This is a genomic window from Burkholderia torrens (assembly GCF_984668525.1).
This window is the reverse complement of the sequence record NZ_OZ480212.1, coordinates 889534-905792: the sequence shown is the minus strand read 5'-3', so window position 1 is coordinate 905792 and position 16259 is coordinate 889534. Positions and strand designations below refer to the sequence as shown.

Genomic DNA, 16259 nt, shown 5'->3' with positions numbered 1-16259 from the left:
ACGCCCGGGAACGCGCCGCCGGAACCGCTTCCATTGCGTGCGAGCCGCGGCCGCGCGCACGTCGGCGGTGCGTCAGGCGACGGTTACAGGCGCCGCGCGGCGAGATACGCGAGCTGCGCGCGGTTCTGCACGTTGAAGAGTTTCTCGAGCGAGCGGATGTGATGGCCGACCTTGTGCAGCGACGTGCGCAGCGCGCTCGCGATCTCCTGGTCGGACAGCCCGTGCACGAGCCGGTCGAGCACCTGTTGCTGCTCGTCGCCGAGCGCGAAGCCGCGCATGCGGGCGATGCGTGCCTCGAGGAACGGCAGCGCGACGCGATGCACGGCAAGGCTGACCGACAGCGCGCCGCCGATCACCCGATCGTCGATCCATTCGGTGCCGTGCGTCTCCGACGTCACGTTCACCGCGACGCGCAGGTCGAGACGCGGCGCCGACAGGCTGAAGATCACGCCGCTGTTCATTGCGTGCGCACGCAGGTGGCCGGCGAGCGCCAGCACCTTGCGGTCACCGCTGCCCTGCGCGGCCGACTCGATCTCGTCGAGCCGCCACGCGACCGGAAAGCCGCTCTGCCGCACCTGCGCGAAACGCGGGTCGCTCTCGTAGAGCATTCCCTCGATGAACGGCTGCATGAACGTCGCCGGCGCGAGGTCGCGCAGCAGATGCGCGCACAGAATGCGCCGCCCGATCATTTCGTAGGCGCCGTAACCGAGCGTACTGAATCCGATTTGCCGCAATCGCGCATGGCATTGCGCGAAATCGATTTGCGCAAGGTCGGTTTTACCGGATCCGATTTGAATGCCGGTAAAAACGTCGCGCTCGATTGCCTGATATTCGTTCGAATAAGCGGCAGCGGTCGCTATATCGGCTTGTGAGAACCATTCGACGCGTGGTGCGCCGTCAGCATGTGTCATGAGGAGCCCGCCCCTTTCCCAATATATGAAACTGCGCCCCGTCACGATCTGGTCTTTTCTTTATGATTTTCTGGTAGTCAATATACGCGCGCGAACATGAACCTTTCGCCGCAATTAGTATTACGGCATATTACGCATACACAGGCATTTTTGTACAATGCCCCCGCGTTTCGTCAGGGATGACGATCGGCGCATATCAAAACGATGCTCGATCGCACCGCCGCGAATGCCGTTCACGATACGGCCGCCGCTAGGCGATGCGCGTCGATTCCGAGGGATGACTCATGTCCGATATTGCATTGCATGAAGAAGCGGTCGCCCCAACCTTTGCACGCCCGTCGCGCGGGTCGAGCGCCTGCGCGGATGCGCTGCGGGAGCGCGCCGTGCAGGTCGTCTGGTGCGACGACGTGAAGCGCGGCGACGTCGCGCAGCCGCACGCGCCGAAGCTCGGCGTCGCCGATACGCTCGCGCACGCGCAGAGCACGGCCGAGCGCAACCGGATCGTCACGAGCCTGCTGCATCTGACGGGCTTCTCGACGTTCGCGTACTTCGCGCTCGAATTCGCGCGCGACCGTGTCGAAAGCCTCTACCTGCACGAAGCGTTCACGCCGGCCACCTATCGCGGCGACTATGTGCGCCACAACCACCACGATGTCGATCCGCGCACGCTCGGCGCGCGTGTGTGCAACATGCCGATCGTGTGGGACCTGCAGCAACTGCGGCGCGATCACCGCGAGCGCGAGGACAGCCCGTACGCGAGCCCCGCCGCGCTCGACGGCTTCCTGCAGACGATGCAGGACGACGGCATGTGCAGCGGCATCATGTATTCGATGGCCGTGCCCGGCACGCGGCTGCACGCGTTCATGAGCTTCACCGCGCCGCGCCGCACGCGCGAATGGATCACGCCGGCGACCATCGAGCAGGCGCTGTCGATCGGGCTGTCGGTGCACAAGTTCGCGTCGCCTCAACTGATCTCGACGTCGCGCGAGCGCGCGGTGAACGGACTCACGCCGTTCGAACAGGAACTGCTGCTCGGCATTGCCGAAGGCGCATCCGACAAGGAGATCGGCCGGCGCCTCGACACCAGCGCGCACAACGTCGACTATCACCTGCGCAAGTTGCGCAAGCGCTTCGGCGTCGCGAACCGGATCCAGCTCACGTATCTGACGTCGAAGCTCGAGCTGATCTGAGCACGGCGCAACGGCGTTTCATGAAATCGAGCGCGTAAACACACATGCCGGCCTCGCGGGCCGGCATGGTCGGGTTGCGGCGCGGTGCCGGGTCCGGCGCCGCTTCCTGGCTGACGATCGCCGTTACTTCAGCAGCGTCATCTGCACGACCTTCACGATCACGAGGCCGACCGCGATCACGAGATAGCCGCGCAGCACGGCCATCCAGATCCGCGTCGCGACCGTCATGTTCTGCGGCTCGAGCGTGTCGAGCGCCGGCATGCGCCACGTATCGCGCAGCGAGCGATCGAGCGCCGGCTCGACCACGCGCTTGTTGCGGCGAATCAGGACCGTCGCGAGATAGCCGGTGATCGCGAGCACGGTGCCGCCCACCAGCACGTCGACGATCGCTTCGCCGCTGATATCCGGATACATCACCGAGGCGGTCAGGATGATCGACAGCAGCACGAGCACCCAGATCACAGCGCCCGTGAACACGTTGAGCTTCGTCGAGTTGACCCAGGGCCCAAGCACCTGGCGGTCGTTGCACAGCACGAGCAGGAACACGGTCGCGCTCGGCAGCAGCACGCCGGCCAGCGTCTGCACGGCTTCGGTCAGCAGGCCGAGCGGGCTGCCCGGGATCAGCACGAGCGTGGCCGCGGCCGCGACGATGCCGAAATAGACGAGATAGAAGCCCTTCGCGTCGGTCACGCCGCGATGCAGCGAGTGACGGATCTTGAACACGTCGCCGATCGCATACGCGGTCGACAGCGACACGGCCGCCGCACCGATGATGCAGGCATCGAGCAGCGCGACCGCGAACAGCGTCGCGCTCGTGCGGCCCGCATACTTCTCGAGGCCCGCGATGATGCCGCCCGCGTCGGTGAAGTTGCCGGCTTCCGGATGGCCGTTGAACAGCGCGGCGCTGAAGCCGATCATGGCCACCGCACCGACCAGCACGAATGCGATGCCGATCCACAGGTCGGCCTTCTCGTACTTCATGAAGCGCGGCGTGATGCGCTTGTCGATCACGTAGCTCTGCTGGAAGAACAGCTGCCAGGGCGCCACCGTCGTGCCGACGATGCCGATCACGAGCAGCATCACGTCCGACAGCTTCGCGTGCGCGGGCCAGTTCGGCACGAAGAAATCGCGCGTCATCTGTGCGACGGGCGGGTGGATCGACACGAGCACCGGCACGAGCAGCAGGCTCAGCACGCACAGCCCGATCGCGAACCGCTCGAAGCGCCTGAAATCGCCGGTACTCACCGCGGCCATCGTCAGCGCGGCGGCCACGCACACGCCGGCCACCTTCGGCAGGCCGAAGAAATCCAGCACGAACGTGATGCCGATGAACTCGGTGACGATGGTCAGCGCATTGAGCAGGAACAGGTCGATCACGCTGAACGCACCCCAGAACTTGCCGAAGCGTTCGAAGATCAGGCGCGCGTGGCCGACGCCCGTCACCGCGCCGAGGCGCAGCACCATTTCCTGGTTCACGTACAGCACCGGCACGAGCAGCAGCAGCGTCCACAGCAACGTCGTGCCGTAGTTCTGGCCGGCCTGCGTGTAGGTGCCGAATGCGCCGGCGTCGTTGTCGCCGACCATCACGATCAGGCCGGGGCCGATGATCGCGAGCAACGTGCGCAGGCGCGCCCACCACGAGCCGCGCGCACCGGTGTCGTGGCGCTCGATCGTGCCGAGTGCACCGCGGATGTCGCCCAGGTGGGCTTCGTCGAGCACGGCGCTGCGTTCGACGGCGATCGGTGGAGAGACGTTGGATGGCGTGGACATGATGTGTTCCGTACGGCTAAGGGTTATTCGATTCGATAAGCGTGTGGCCTTGGAATGCGCACGAGGCAACCGCTCGAAGGCGGATACGCGTGCGCATGCCGAGGCGCGCTCGGCACTTCTTTCAGCGGATCAACGATTTCAGCTGGTTCAGCAGGCGGGAAAACACCCGCGGACGGGCGTCGAGCGTCAGCATCGCATCGTAGTGGTTGCGCGATTCCGTGACGTGCGGAAGGTTCGACAGCAGAAGGCCGAAGTTCATGGTCTGGCTCCGTGCGGCGACGGCAGGCGTGCCGGCCGCGTGGTGGGTGCGGGGCCAGTCCGGGGCCTGAACGACGTGTCAGGCTAGTCGGCCGGATTGTCCCTGCGACCCGGGTTCAAAAGGGTCTGCGTATGCAACGGGCATAAGGGACAACTGTCGCTGTCGTTCATGGCGGCTCCTGTGCGGTGTTCCGGAAAACACGGTTGACCGCCGTCAGGCCTGCGGGCCGCCATTCGCGAGCATGGAACAAGCATGCGCGAACGCGGCCGCCTGCCGGGCGGCGGTGAAACCGGGCAACGCATGCGAGAACGCATCACGCTAACCGGCGCGAATCAGGGTGCACGTAGGAATTTGCTGCGGAATACTGCTGCGCGCACCGTTTGCCTGGGAGACAAACGGCGGCTTCGATGAGGCGCGGACGTCGGTCGCTCAGGCGGAAATTTCGTTCGAAGATCGACTACTGCAGGCGTCCAAGGCGGCGGCCCCAAGAGTGAAGATGGCGGATTCTATGGACGGCCCGAAAGTGAAGTCAACCCCTCCAAACCCCATTTCCCGAAATAAATTCCCCCCTTTCCGCCACTGAAAGATTTGCCCTTGAAACGGCGTACCGGAACCTTTCAGCGCATCGCGACGCGGTCAGGCACGCGATGCGCGCGAACAACGGCTCGGCACCCTGCCGTGCGCGCTTCCCGTCCTCGCCCAGACGCGGTCGCGCCGCGGCGGTCCGTTGCGACACCCACGCCACAGACGCCATTCTTCGTGCGTTTTTTACTTGCACCGCAGCAAAAATCGCGACTACAATCCGCCCCAATTCATCAAGGGAGTCCCTCCGTGGACACATGCTCTAGTTGCAGTTCGATGCCGGTCCAGGCCGGCCAAGCCATCGCGAGATAGCAGCCAGACGCATGTCTTTCGCCGCTAGCTCGCATTCGTCGGGTTAGCGCGCTTCCTCCGGGGCCGGTCATCGCCGCCTCGCCAGTCGCACGCTCCGTTACGTTCCACCCTCCGATCGCAGGCCGCATCTTGCGCCGGCGCTCGAACACGTCGTCCGGCCCACGCCGGACCGGACGGAGGTAACGTCATGTTCTTTCAATCGTTCGCGCTCAAACTCAAGCGCATCGTGCACGTCGCGTGCGACCGCTCGTTCGTTTCCGGCCTCTCGCCGCTCGCCCACGCGTTCAGCAACTGGCGCGGCATGGCGCTCACCCACGTGCCGGCGACGCCCCGCCCGCTCGACTGCGTGCTGGTCGCCGTGATGGCAGCCGCGGTCGCGCTCGCCGCGCTGCTGTGCGCGGCCGCGTCGCGCCTCGGCTTCGCGCAGGTGTGGCGCGTCGGCGGCTGGCTGCCGTAACCCCATTGCCGCGCGGCGGTTCCACTCGCCCTGGGCCGCCGCGCGATCGTCTCGCCGCGTTTCCCTCATCACGTTTTCGTTTATTCAGTCTAACTAATCAAACCGTCGACGGAGCCCATATGAAGAACCCTCTCTCTCCCGTCCCGCGCAAGCTTCGCGTCAATGCGCTCGCCACGCTGCTGCTGTCGCTCGCCTCCGCATCTGCGTTCGCGCAGGCATCGTCGCCGGCTGCAGCCGAACCGACGGCCGGCACCAACGACGCCGCCGCGCCCGCACAACAGGCCGCCGATGCTGCCGCGCCCGCCCCCACCGGTTTCTGGGAGCGGTCGAACCTGCTCGGCAACATGGGCGGCCTGCGCGACCTGCTCGGCGATCACGGCGTCACGCTGAGCCTGCAGGAAACCAGCGAGTACCTGTACAACACGTCCGGCGGCACGGGGCGCGGCGGCGCGTACCAGGGGCTCACGCAATTCGGCTTCAACGTCGATACCGGCAAGGCGATCGGCCTGCCGGGCGGCACGTTCAACGTGTCGGCGCTGCAGATCCACGGCACCAGCCTCACGCAGCGCTACCTGCAGACGCTGCAGACCGCGACCGGCATCGAGGCGACCTCGACCACGCGCCTGTGGGAGCTCTGGTACCAGCAGTCGCTGCTCGACGGCAAGGTCGACGTGAAGGTCGGCCAGCAGAGCGTCGACCAGGAATTCATGGTGAGCCAGAACGCGGCGACGTTCATGAACGCGACGTTCGGCTGGCCCGTGCTGCCGTCGACCGACCTGCCGGCCGGCGGCCCCGCCTACCCGCTGTCGTCGCTCGGCGTGCGGCTGCGCGTGAAGCCGGCCGATGCATGGACCGCGATGATCGGCGTGTTCGACGGCAACCCGGCCGGCCGCACCGACGGCGACGCGCAGGTGCTGAACGCACACGGCACCAACTTCAACCTGCGCAGCGGCGCGTTCGTGATCGGCGAAGTGCAGTACGCGCTGAACGCGCCGCCCGCCGATCCGAAGGCGCCGCAACCGGCCGGCCTGCCCGGCACGTACAAGCTCGGCTTCTGGTATCAGTCGCAGCATACGAACGATCCGCGCTACGGCACCGACGGCCTGTCGCTCGCGGATCCGGCGAGCAACGGCACGCCCGCCACGCATCGCGGCAACTACGGGTTCTATGCGGTCGCGGACCAGATGGTGTGGCGGCCGTCGGCCGACAGCCCGCGCTCGGTCGGCGTGTTCGCGCGCGTGACGGGTTCGCCGGGCGATCGCAATATCGTCGATTTCGCCGCCAATGCAGGCGTGACGCTGAAGGCGCCGTTCGCCGGACGCGACAACGACGTCGCCGGCATCGCGATCGGCTACGCGAAGATCGGCTCGCATGCGCGCGGCCTCGACGGCGACACCGGCGCGTACACGACGCCCGGCTATCCGGTGCGCCGCGCGGAGACGGTCGTCGAAGCGACCTACCAGTACCAGGTCACGCCATGGTGGCAACTGCAAGCCGACCTGCAGCACTTCTTCCGCCCGGGCGGCGGCATCCCGAACCCGAACGCGGCCGGTGCACGCATCGGCGACGAGACGGTGGTCGGCGTACGCACGACGATCACGTTCTGACGCGAGCCGCATGAAGACACGGGCCGGACGGCCGCTTGCGCGACAGTCCGGCCCGTGTGCTTGCGTACCGTGCGGGCACATGGCCCGCGCCGCGTATTACTCGCCGTACAGCCCGAGCAGTTTCAGCGTGACGCCGTTGGTCCAGCCGAACCCGTCCTGCAGCGGATATTCGCCGCCTCCGCCGCCACCCGTGCCGGCGCCTTCGACCACGTATTTCTCGACGAGCTTGCCTTCGGTGGCATACACATGCTTCACGTCCGACAGAAAGCGCGTGCCGATCTCCTTCGCGAGCGCCGGTTCGCCATAGCGGCGCAGCCCGTCGATCGCGATCCACTGCAGCGGCGCCCAGCCGTTCGGCGCGTCCCACTGCTGGCCCGTGTTCTCGGTCGTCGTCGCGAGCCCGCCCGGCTGCAGCAACGTCTTGCGCACTTCGCGCGCGGTCGCCTTCGCGCGCTCGGGCCATGCGACGCCCGCGAACAGCGGATACAACGTGGCCGCCGTCACGCCGTCGCGCGACTTGCGCAACTGCCAGTCATAGTCGCCGTAATAACCGCGACGATTCCACAGATAGCGGTTGATCGCGGCCGCACGCCGCGCCGCGCGCCCGGAGAAATCGGTCACGCATGCGATGTCGCGCGTGACCGTGCAGCCCTTCACGATCGTCGTCTCGAGATGGAACATCAGGCTGTTCAGGTCGACCGGCACGATCGACGTCGTGCGAATCGTCGCGAGCGTCTTGCCGTCGCCGAACCAGCGCGAGCTGTAGTCCCAGCCGCTTTCGGCACCCGCACGCAGGTCGCGGTACACCTCGTTCGCCGGACGGGACGGCACGGACTTCGCGGTCGTCACGTCCTCGAGATACGACTCGTCGCGCGGCGTGTCGCTCGCATCCCAGTACCGGTTCAGTACCGTGCCGTCGGGCAGCGCGACCACGTGGCGCGCGGCCTGCCCGCGCGGCGTCGTGGTTTCGCCCTGCATCCAGTACGCGTGCTCCTTGCGCAGTTCCGGCAGGTATTTCTGGTAGACCTTGTCGCCTTCGGCCTGCGCGGCGAGCGTGACCATGTAAGCGAAGAACGGCGGCTGCGAGCGGCTCGCGTAGTAGGTGCGATTGCCGTTCGGGATGTGTCCGATCGTATCGATCAGATGTGCGAAGTTGTCGAGCATGTCGTCGACGAGATCCTCGCGCCCCGACACCTGCAGCCCGAGCATCGTGAAATAGGTATCCCAGTAGTAGCCTTCGCGGAAGCGGCCGCCCGGCACGACATACGGTTTCGGCATCGCGATCAGCGAACCGTACTGCGGCACCGTGACGCTCGTGCGCGTGAGCTGCGGCCACAACCAGTCGATGTGCTGGCGCAGCGTCTGGTTCGGCGGCGGCGTCACGCCGCTTTCCGGGGGCGGCGTGAAGTGCTGGCCGACGAACGTCTTCAGCGAAAAGCCCGGCTGCGATTTCTGTTGCTGATACAACTGCACGATCGTCGCGGGATCGGTATCGGGCGTCGCGTCGACGAAGGTTTTCTGGTCGGGATAGATCTGCGCGGTCTGCACCGCGACGAACAGGTCGCCGTAAAGCTGGCTCGGCGGTGGCAGCAGCGTGCCCGACGCGGGAGCCGCCGCAGCGGCAGCGGTCGCGACCGTGGACTGGCTGGCCGCCTGCGCAGCGGCCTGGTTCGCGTTGTCGGCCTGCGCGGCGCAGCCCGCGACGGCGAGATAGGCGACGGCCAGCGCGGCAGCCCAGCGCAGACGCGGCGCGGGTGGCGCAACACGTGAAGCGCGATGAACCGGGAAGCGAGAAGCAATCGATGCGGCACGACGTGACGTCATGGCGTGTCCCCTCCTTTCGATGGTGAGTGGATCGGCACGAGGTCTCGTTCGCGCGCGCGTTCGTCCCGATGGCCCTCGATCGATACGCGTCATGTTGTGGTGCGAATGGGTCCGACTGTCGCACGAAACGTGCACATCAAGCAAGTTTCGATTCGCGCGACTCGCGCAGGTAGCCGCGCACGGCCCGCCACACGCGCGTTTCGAGCGCCGCCGCATCGGTCTCGCCGCGCGCGCCCGCCGCATCGACGATCCCTTTCACAATCGCGAGCAGGTCGTGTGCGACGACGCCGGGTGCGGCGACACGCGGCGCATCGCGCTGCCCGAGCGCATGCAGCAGCGTCGTGTGGATGCGGTCCGCGACGCGTGCGGCGCGCGCACCGAGCGGCAGCCGCGCTTCCTCGAAATCGATCAGCCGCGCGAGCACCGGCCGGCGCATCTGGTGCGCGACGGCCCCGCGCACCAGCATGCGCAGCACGTCGTCGCACGAAGCCAGCGCGGCTGCCCGGTCGACGTCGTCGAGCAGATGCGCACTCTCGCGCTCGACGAGCGCGGCCGTCAGCGCATCGCGATTCGGGAAGTATTGATAGAGCGAGCCGATACTCACACCGGCCAGCGCCGCAACGGCGTTCGTCGTGTATCCGTCGAAGCCGTCGCGCTCCAGAACGCGAGCAGCGGCCTCGACGATCGCGTCGACGGTAGCCATCGAGCGGCGCTGGCGCGGCGCCTTGCGGGGCGAAAGCGGGAGAGGCGAAGGCGACTCGGACATGGCGGGAATGCGCGTTTCCAATATGAGCAAACGCTCATATTTTAGAAACGCCTTTCCACGCCGTCAAAGGGAATCACCATGATCCGGCCAACTTCGATCGTACGCACCGCAACCATGCCGTGAAGATGCGCGTCGGGGCCGCTGTTCCCGAACACCCCCTGCTGCAGCGCCAACTACGTCGAGCCGTTCCGGGATCGTTGCGTCGACAACGTCGGGATCCTGCCGTGCGTCGAAAACGCATCGCATGCGTCGATCGACGACGAGGCCGCGCGGCCCGCCGGCCGGTTCCGTGTCGCACACCGACACGATCGTTGAGCCGTGCGTGCGCAGTCGTTCTTTCCATACGGTTCGCCGGAAAGGACGACTGTTGCAACATGCGGAACAACTGTTGTCACGCGTGACTCAGCGGTCACATTGTGGGCATAATGGCGTCTTTACCGCGCGCCCAGCCCATGTCGCCCGTCTTTCTAGCACCGCTCATCGTTGCCTGTGCGTTGTTCATGGAAAGCGTCGACGCGAACATCATCGTCACCGCACTGCCCGCGATGGCGAGGGACTTCGGGCACAATCCCGTCACACTGAACATTGCGATCACGGCCTACGTGGTCGGCCTCGGCGTGTTCATTCCGATCTGCGGCTGGCTCGCCGACCGCTTCAGCGCACGCTCCGTGTTCCGCACCGCGATCGGCATCTTCGTCGTCGGCTCGCTGATGTGCGCGGCCTCCAACTCCCTCGGCGTGCTCACGTTCGCGCGCTTCATCCAGGGCGTCGGCGGCGCGATGATGGTCCCGGTCGGCCGCATCATCATCTTCCGCGCAGTGCCGCGCTCCGATCTCGTGCGCGCGATGAACTACCTCGCGATTCCCGCGCTGTTCGGGCCGACGGTCGGGCCGCTCGTCGGCGGCTTCATCACGACCTACCTGCACTGGCGGATGATCTTCTTCATCAACGTGCCGATCGGTATCTACGGAATCTATCTCGCGAGCAAGCACATCGCGAACACCCACGAGCCCGATCCCGGCCCGCTCGACTGGTTCGGCTTCCTGCTGTCGGCCAGCGGGGCCGCGCTGCTGCTGATGGGCCTCACGCTGATCGATGGCGCGCTCACGTCGCGCTCGAACGCACTCCTCATGTGCGCGGCCGGCATCGCGATGCTCGCGCTGTACGTGCCGTACGCGCGCCGCAAGGAGCGGCCGGTGCTCGACCTCAGTTTCCTGAAGATCCCGACGTATCACGCGAGCGTCGTCGGCGGGTCGCTGTTCCGCATCGGCCTCGGCGCGGTGCCGTTCCTGCTGCCGCTCGCGCTGCAGGAAGGGCTCGGCATGACCGCGTTCCATTCGGGGCTCATCACGTGCGCGTCCGCGCTCGGCGGCGCGGTGAGCCGCTCGACGGCCACGCATACGCTGCGGCGCTTCGGCTTTCGCACGGTGCTGATCTACAACGCGGCCTTCGCGGGCCTCGCGATCGCCGCGTACGGCGTGTTCCATCCCGGCATGGCGACCTGGGCGATCTGGCTGATCGTGCTCGTCGGCGGCATCTTCCCCGCGCTGCAGTTCACGAGCCTGAACTCGATGATCTATGCGGACATCTCGCCGCGCGACGCCGGCCGCGCGACGAGCCTCGGCAGCGTCGTGCAGCAGATGTCACTCGGCCTCGGCGTGACGGTGGCCGGCCTCGTGCTGCACGTGTCGCACTGGCTGCAGGGCCATCAGACAATGATGTGGTCGGATTTCTGGCCCGCGTTCCTCGTCGTCGGGCTGTGCTCGTTCGCATCGATTCCGATCACGCGGCGGCTGCCGCCCGGCGCCGGCGACGAAGTCGCGCGCGGCAAGCGGCAATAGCCAGCCGTAAGCGGCCGGTGCGGCGGAATCGCGTGGTGGGGAAGTAAAAACCGGAAGTACAAAAAAATCAGCGGACATCCACTCGGGGCCGGTGCACAGCCGCATGGATGTCCGCTCAGGGCTCCTGAATTCCCGATGGGGGGTTGAGAATCCAGGATTCGCTTCCTGCGTGCCATGGACATATGTGCGTCGGAAGCGGAATCGTTCGGCGCACTTGTCGTCGCGCCATGAACTGCACTATAGGGAAACTTGCGAAACCCGTCTGTCAACCATTGTCAGACGCGTTGCAGCGGCGCGGCGCACACGTGCGCCGCTTTCGCGCTAAAGTGGTCCCCGATCGCCACCTTCGACCGCCCTTCCCATGCTTACGCTCTCGCCCGCCGCCGCCCGCGCGCTGCATCTCGCCGCGCAGGGCCTGCTGACGCCGCCCCGCCGCAAGGCGACCAAGGCCGACGTGCTCGACTCGATCCGCCGGATGGCGCAGTTGCAGATCGATACCATCCACGTCGTCGCGCGCAGCCCGTATCTCGTGCTGTTCAGCCGCCTCGGCGATTTCGCGCCGCAGTGGCTCGACGAACATCTCGCCGAGGCACGCCTGTTCGAGTACTGGTCGCACGAAGCGTGTTTTCTGCCGGTCGAGCAGTTCGGGCTGATGCGCTACAAGATGCTCGATCCGTCGGGGATGGGCTGGAAATACGCGGCCGAGTGGCACGAGCAGAATCGTCCGGAGATCGAACGGCTGCTCGCGCGGATTCGCGACGAAGGCCCGGTGCGGTCGGCCGATTTCACGCGCGAGGATGGCGCAAAGGGCAACGGATGGTGGGATCGCAAGCCGGAGAAACGGCACCTGGAGGTGCTGTTCACGACGGGCGACCTGATGGTGTTGGAACGCCGCAATTTCCAGCGCGTGTACGACGTACGCGAACGCGTGCTGCCCGGCTGGGACGACTCACGCGACCTGCCGCCGCGCGATGCCGTGCTGCCGGCGCTGCTCGACTACACGTGCCGTGCGCTCGGCGTCGTGCGCGCGGACTGGGTCGCCGACTACTACCGGCTGCCGCGACGCTCGTACCGCGAGGAACTGGAACGGCTCGCGGAAGCCGGCGACCTGATTCCGGTGCAGATCGACGACTGGAAGGAACCCGCGTACGTGCATCGCTCGCTCGAGGCCTGGCTGCCGGCCGCCGAGGCCGACACGCTGCGCTCGACGGTCACGACGCTGCTGTCGCCGTTCGATCCGGTCGTCTGGGACCGGCGCCGCGCATCGACGCTGTTCGGCTTCGACTACACGATCGAGTGCTATACGCCGCAACACAAGCGGCGCTACGGCTATTTCTGCCTGCCCGTGCTGCATCGCGGCCGGCTGATCGGCCGCGTCGATGCGAAAGCGCATCGCACGCTGGGGACGTTCGAGCTGAAGGCGGTGCATGTCGAGCCGGGCGTGCGCTTCGGCACGGGGCTCGCGGCCGACGTGGCGAAAGCAGTGAAGAAGCTCGCTGCGTGGCACGGCACGCCGGAGGTGACGGTCGCCCACGCGCCGCCGGCCCTCGTGCAGGCATTCGCGCGCACCTGACGCCGCCCGCCATCGCCTGCCGCCGGCACACTAGCCGAGCATGTGCATGCCGGCGTCGACATAGTGCGTGCCGCCCGTGATCGCCCGCGCGCCATCGCTGGCGAGAAACGCACAGAACGCGCCGACGTCGTCGATGTCCAGTACGTGATGCAGCGGCGCCCTGCGCGCAGTGTCGTCGAGCAGCCGGCCGAAGTCCGGCAGGCCCGACGCCGCGCGCGTCGGCAGCACGCCCGGCGAAATCGCGTTGACGCGAATGCCCGCACCGCCGAGTTCGGCCGCCAGGTACCGCACGCTCGCTTCGAGCGCGGCCTTGACCGGCCCCATCACCCCGTAGTTCGCGACGACCTGCTCCGCGCCAAGATAGCTCATCGCCATCAGGCTCCCGCCGCACGTCATCAGCGGCTCGGCGAGCCGCGCCATCCGGATGAACGAATGGCACGAGGTATCCATCGCCAACGAGAAGCCTTCGGGCGAACTGTCGACCACGCGACCCTGCAGATCGGCCTTCGGCGCATACGCGACCGAATGCAGCACGAAGTCGATCGCACCCCATTGCACCGCGATCGCGTCGAACACCGCCGCCATCTGGTCGGGCCGCCCGACGTCGAGCGGCATCCGGATCGGCGCGTCGAGTTGCGCGAACAGCGGCTCGACGTGCGGCAAGGTCTTGTCCGACTGCCAGGTCACCGCGAGCGTGGCGCCCGCCCGGCAAAACGCGCGCGCGCATCCCCACGCGATGCTCTGTTCGTTCGCGATGCCGACGACGAGCCCCCGCTTGTGTCGCAACGTCATGTCGCCCTCCCGTGTCGATCCGCGCCGGCCTAGCGCTGCGCCGCGATCCATCGCGCGATGTCGGGCCACACCGTCTTCAGCGTGCGCGTCCCCATGAACAGGCCGATATGGCCGCCCGGCACGAGCCGGCTCTCGATCCGCGACGCGGGCGTCCCGAGACGATCGCGCGCCCCGAACACCTGCTCCGGCGTCGTGATGTCGTCGGCCTCGCCGGCGAGCAGATAGACCGGGCACGCGACGTCCTTCAGGTCGAGCGTGCGCCCGAGCGCGACGAACGTGCCCTTCGCGAGCCGGTTCTCCTTGAAGATCTGCACGATCGCCTGCAGGTACCAGCGTCCCGGCAGATCGATCGGGCTTTCGTACCAGTTCGCGAACACCTCGCGCTTGCGCAGGTAGTCGGGATCGTCGAGATGCTCGTACAGGTCGACGTGCTCGGTGAGATAGTGCTGGTCGGGATGCATGTTCTTCCAGCCGCGCAGCATGAAGCGCCCGCGCATCAGCCCGCCGCCCATCGCGACGAGTTCCTCGTAGAACGACGTCGGATACGTGTGCACCATCTGCTTGATCGGGCCGTCGCCCGCATCGGTGTCGATCGGCGAGCCGGCCAGCACGAGGCTCGCGACCTTGTGCGGGAAACGCGCCGCATACATCGCGGACATCCAGCCGCCCTGGCACAGCCCGACGAGATTCACGCGTCCGCCGAGTTCGTCGACGCACACGTTCAGCTCGGCCAGATACTGGTCGATCTCGAGGTCCTTCATGTCCTCGGTGGCCGAGCGCCAGTCGGTCAGGTACAGGCGCGTCACGCCGTGCTCGCGCAGCGTCTGCATCAGGCTCTGCCCCGGCTGGTAGTCGGCGATCATCGCGCTGTGCCCTGCGTACGGCGCATCGACGATCGTCGGCAGCCCGTGCGCCGGCGTGGCCGAATAATCGCGAAACGTCATCGTCCGCAGCTCCAGCAACGGCCGGTTCGTCGATGCCAGCGCCGGATGCGCTTCGAAATGGAGCTTCTCCTCTTCCGCGAGGAAGCGCAGATTGCGCGCAGCGATCTCGGCGCCGGCCGCAAACATCGCCGTGGCGGCGGCCATCGGCCAGAAAATCGGCAGCGCGGGCGCGCTGGCGGCAGGGAAAGACGTGTCGCGTGCTGTCATCGAAGGTCTCATCAGGTCGGATACGGCATGGAAGGGATCGCGTCGTCCAGCACGCGGCGTGTGTGCCGCGCGATCATCAGGTTCTCGTCGGTCGGGATCACGCGCACCGTCACGCGCGACGCGTCGCTCGAAATCACCGGCAGGCCCGCGGCGTTCGCCGCGTCGTCGAGCACGATGCCGAGCCACGCCGCGCGGTTGCAGATCCGTTCACGCACGCGCGGCGCGTGCTCGCCGATGCCCGCCGTGAACACCAGCGTGTCGAGACCGCCGAGCACGCCGGCCAGCGCGGCAAGTTCGCGGGCCGCGCGATAGGCGAACAACTCGACTGCATGCGCGGCCGACGGTGCGTCGCTCGCGAGCAGCGTGCGCATGTCGCTCGACACGCCGGACACGCCGAGCAAGCCCGATTCGGCATAGATCAGATGCTCGACCTCGTCGAGCGACCGGCCCGCGTGACGCTGCAGGTACAGGATCACGCCCGGGTCCAGCGCGCCCGTGCGCGTGCCCATCGGCAGCCCGTCGACGGCCGTAAACCCCATCGTCGTCGCGACGCTGCGGCCGTTCGCGAGCGCACACAGGCTCGCGCCGTTGCCGAGGTGCGCGACCACCGTCCGGTGCCGCACCCACGACGGATCGAGGGCCGCCAGCGCCGTCGCGATGTACTCGTACGACAGCCCGTGAAACCCGTAGCGCACGATGCCCTGCTCGGTCAGCGCGCGCGGCAACGCGAACTCCCGTTCGAGCGCCGGCACCGTCGAATGGAACGCGGTGTCGAAACACGCGACCTGCGGCAGGTTCGGCGCAACCGCGGTAACCGCGCGAATCGCGTCGACGTGATGCGGCTGGTGCAGCGGCGCGAGCGGCGAAAGCGACGCTATCGCATCGAGCACGCGCGCGTCGATCCGCACCGGCGCGGTGAAATACGGGCCGCCATGCACGACCCGGTGCCCGACGCCGTCGAACGCGGCCTCCTGCCCGACGTGGGCCGCGAACCACGCGTGCAGTGCCTCGATCGCGCCTTGATGCCCCGATCGCGCGACGGGGCGATCGGCGAGCGTCGCACCGTGCGCGTCGGCCACGAACAGATGCGGTGTGTCGTGCAGGTTCTCGACCTGCCCATGCAGGCCCGCATCGAGCGAACGATCCTCGCGCGCGTCGTAGACCGAAAACTTGAGGCTCGACGAGCCGGCGTTGAGCACCAGGACGGGATGTCGCATCGCGGCC

The 16259-nt window shown here is 67.1% G+C and carries 13 protein-coding genes; 5 read left to right on the top strand and 8 right to left on the bottom strand.

The window, feature by feature from the left end; translation table 11 throughout:
- Positions 1–83: 83 nt before the first annotated feature.
- Positions 84–911 carry a helix-turn-helix transcriptional regulator gene (locus AC5LXX_RS20395; RefSeq protein WP_493412871.1) on the bottom strand — a complete coding sequence of 276 codons (828 nt, stop codon included), beginning with the start codon at positions 909–911 and terminating at the stop codon, positions 84–86.
- Positions 912–1195: 284 nt separating this feature from the next.
- Here AC5LXX_RS20395 and AC5LXX_RS20390 point away from each other — a divergent pair, with 284 nt between their 5' ends.
- Positions 1196–2101 (top strand): helix-turn-helix transcriptional regulator, encoded by a 906-nt coding sequence (locus AC5LXX_RS20390; protein ID WP_493412870.1) that lies wholly within the window; start codon positions 1196–1198, stop codon positions 2099–2101.
- Positions 2102–2224: 123 nt separating this feature from the next.
- Here the strand turns inward: AC5LXX_RS20390 and AC5LXX_RS20385 are convergent, their stop codons facing one another.
- Together AC5LXX_RS20385 and AC5LXX_RS20380 are read right to left on the bottom strand one after the other, a co-directional pair.
- Positions 2225–3871 carry an Nramp family divalent metal transporter gene (locus AC5LXX_RS20385; RefSeq protein ID WP_493412869.1) on the bottom strand — a complete coding sequence of 549 codons (1647 nt, stop codon included), beginning with the start codon at positions 3869–3871 and terminating at the stop codon, positions 2225–2227.
- 121 nt (positions 3872–3992) lie between these two features.
- Positions 3993–4130 carry a hypothetical protein gene (locus tag AC5LXX_RS20380; RefSeq protein ID WP_165765561.1) on the bottom strand — a complete coding sequence of 46 codons (138 nt, stop codon included), beginning with the start codon at positions 4128–4130 and terminating at the stop codon, positions 3993–3995.
- A 1081-nt stretch (positions 4131–5211) separates the two neighbouring features.
- Here AC5LXX_RS20380 and AC5LXX_RS20375 point away from each other — a divergent pair.
- Together AC5LXX_RS20375 and AC5LXX_RS20370 are read left to right on the top strand one after the other, a co-directional pair.
- Positions 5212–5481, top strand: coding sequence for a hypothetical protein (locus AC5LXX_RS20375; protein ID WP_124449631.1), 270 nt, complete (start codon positions 5212–5214; stop codon positions 5479–5481).
- 119 nt (positions 5482–5600) lie between these two features.
- Positions 5601–7088: a carbohydrate porin gene (locus AC5LXX_RS20370; protein WP_493412868.1), complete on the top strand. Its 1488-nt coding sequence runs from the start codon at positions 5601–5603 to the stop codon at positions 7086–7088.
- Between the two features lie 96 nt (positions 7089–7184).
- Here the strand turns inward: AC5LXX_RS20370 and treA are convergent, their stop codons facing one another.
- Both treA and AC5LXX_RS20360 read right to left on the bottom strand, forming a co-directional pair.
- A complete protein-coding gene (treA, locus tag AC5LXX_RS20365) occupies positions 7185–8912 on the bottom strand; it encodes an alpha,alpha-trehalase TreA (RefSeq protein WP_493412867.1) in 1728 nt (575 codons plus the stop codon).
- Positions 8913–9048: 136 nt separating this feature from the next.
- Positions 9049–9678: a TetR/AcrR family transcriptional regulator gene (locus AC5LXX_RS20360; protein WP_493412866.1), complete on the bottom strand. Its 630-nt coding sequence runs from the start codon at positions 9676–9678 to the stop codon at positions 9049–9051.
- Between the two features lie 452 nt (positions 9679–10130).
- Here AC5LXX_RS20360 and AC5LXX_RS20355 point away from each other — a divergent pair, with 452 nt between their 5' ends.
- Positions 10131–11519 carry an MFS transporter gene (locus tag AC5LXX_RS20355; protein ID WP_493412865.1) on the top strand — a complete coding sequence of 463 codons (1389 nt, stop codon included), beginning with the start codon at positions 10131–10133 and terminating at the stop codon, positions 11517–11519.
- A 361-nt stretch (positions 11520–11880) separates the two neighbouring features.
- Entirely contained in the window at positions 11881–13092 is a 1212-nt protein-coding gene (locus AC5LXX_RS20350; RefSeq protein WP_493412864.1) for a winged helix-turn-helix domain-containing protein, read from the top strand.
- Between the two features lie 30 nt (positions 13093–13122).
- Here the strand turns inward: AC5LXX_RS20350 and fabI are convergent, their stop codons facing one another.
- Genes fabI through AC5LXX_RS20335 form a run of 3 tightly spaced genes read right to left on the bottom strand, consistent with a single transcriptional unit; the run spans position 13123 to position 16252 of the window.
- A complete protein-coding gene (gene fabI / locus AC5LXX_RS20345) occupies positions 13123–13884 on the bottom strand; it encodes an enoyl-ACP reductase FabI (RefSeq protein WP_493412863.1) in 762 nt (253 codons plus the stop codon).
- 29 nt (positions 13885–13913) lie between these two features.
- Positions 13914–15035, bottom strand: a complete 1122-nt coding sequence (locus AC5LXX_RS20340; protein ID WP_493412862.1) for an alpha/beta fold hydrolase — start codon at positions 15033–15035, stop codon at positions 13914–13916.
- A gap of 11 nt (positions 15036–15046) precedes the next feature.
- The gene (locus tag AC5LXX_RS20335; protein WP_493412861.1) at positions 15047–16252 is read right to left on the bottom strand and encodes an acetate/propionate family kinase; all 1206 of its coding nucleotides are present in this window, start codon (positions 16250–16252) and stop codon (positions 15047–15049) included.
- Between the last annotated feature and the right edge of the window lie 7 nt (positions 16253–16259).

Bases quoted from the DNA above. Each gene is read 5' to 3' on its own strand.
- AC5LXX_RS20395 (WP_493412871.1), bottom strand. From the start codon at position 911: ATGACACATGCTGACGGCGCACCACGCGTCGAATGGTTCTCACAAGCC.
- AC5LXX_RS20340 (WP_493412862.1), bottom strand. From the start codon at position 15,035: ATGACAGCACGCGACACGTCTTTCCCTGCCGCCAGCGCGCCCGCGCTG.
- treA (WP_493412867.1), bottom strand. From the start codon at position 8,912: ATGACGTCACGTCGTGCCGCATCGATTGCTTCTCGCTTCCCGGTTCAT.
- AC5LXX_RS20370 (WP_493412868.1), top strand. From the start codon at position 5,601: ATGAAGAACCCTCTCTCTCCCGTCCCGCGCAAGCTTCGCGTCAATGCG.
- fabI (WP_493412863.1), bottom strand. From the start codon at position 13,884: ATGACGTTGCGACACAAGCGGGGGCTCGTCGTCGGCATCGCGAACGAA.
- AC5LXX_RS20390 (WP_493412870.1), top strand. From the start codon at position 1,196: ATGTCCGATATTGCATTGCATGAAGAAGCGGTCGCCCCAACCTTTGCA.
- AC5LXX_RS20355 (WP_493412865.1), top strand. From the start codon at position 10,131: ATGTCGCCCGTCTTTCTAGCACCGCTCATCGTTGCCTGTGCGTTGTTC.
- AC5LXX_RS20380 (WP_165765561.1), bottom strand. From the start codon at position 4,130: ATGAACTTCGGCCTTCTGCTGTCGAACCTTCCGCACGTCACGGAATCG.
- AC5LXX_RS20360 (WP_493412866.1), bottom strand. From the start codon at position 9,678: ATGTCCGAGTCGCCTTCGCCTCTCCCGCTTTCGCCCCGCAAGGCGCCG.
- AC5LXX_RS20375 (WP_124449631.1), top strand. From the start codon at position 5,212: ATGTTCTTTCAATCGTTCGCGCTCAAACTCAAGCGCATCGTGCACGTC.
- AC5LXX_RS20335 (WP_493412861.1), bottom strand. From the start codon at position 16,252: ATGCGACATCCCGTCCTGGTGCTCAACGCCGGCTCGTCGAGCCTCAAG.
- AC5LXX_RS20350 (WP_493412864.1), top strand. From the start codon at position 11,881: ATGCTTACGCTCTCGCCCGCCGCCGCCCGCGCGCTGCATCTCGCCGCG.
- AC5LXX_RS20385 (WP_493412869.1), bottom strand. From the start codon at position 3,871: ATGTCCACGCCATCCAACGTCTCTCCACCGATCGCCGTCGAACGCAGC.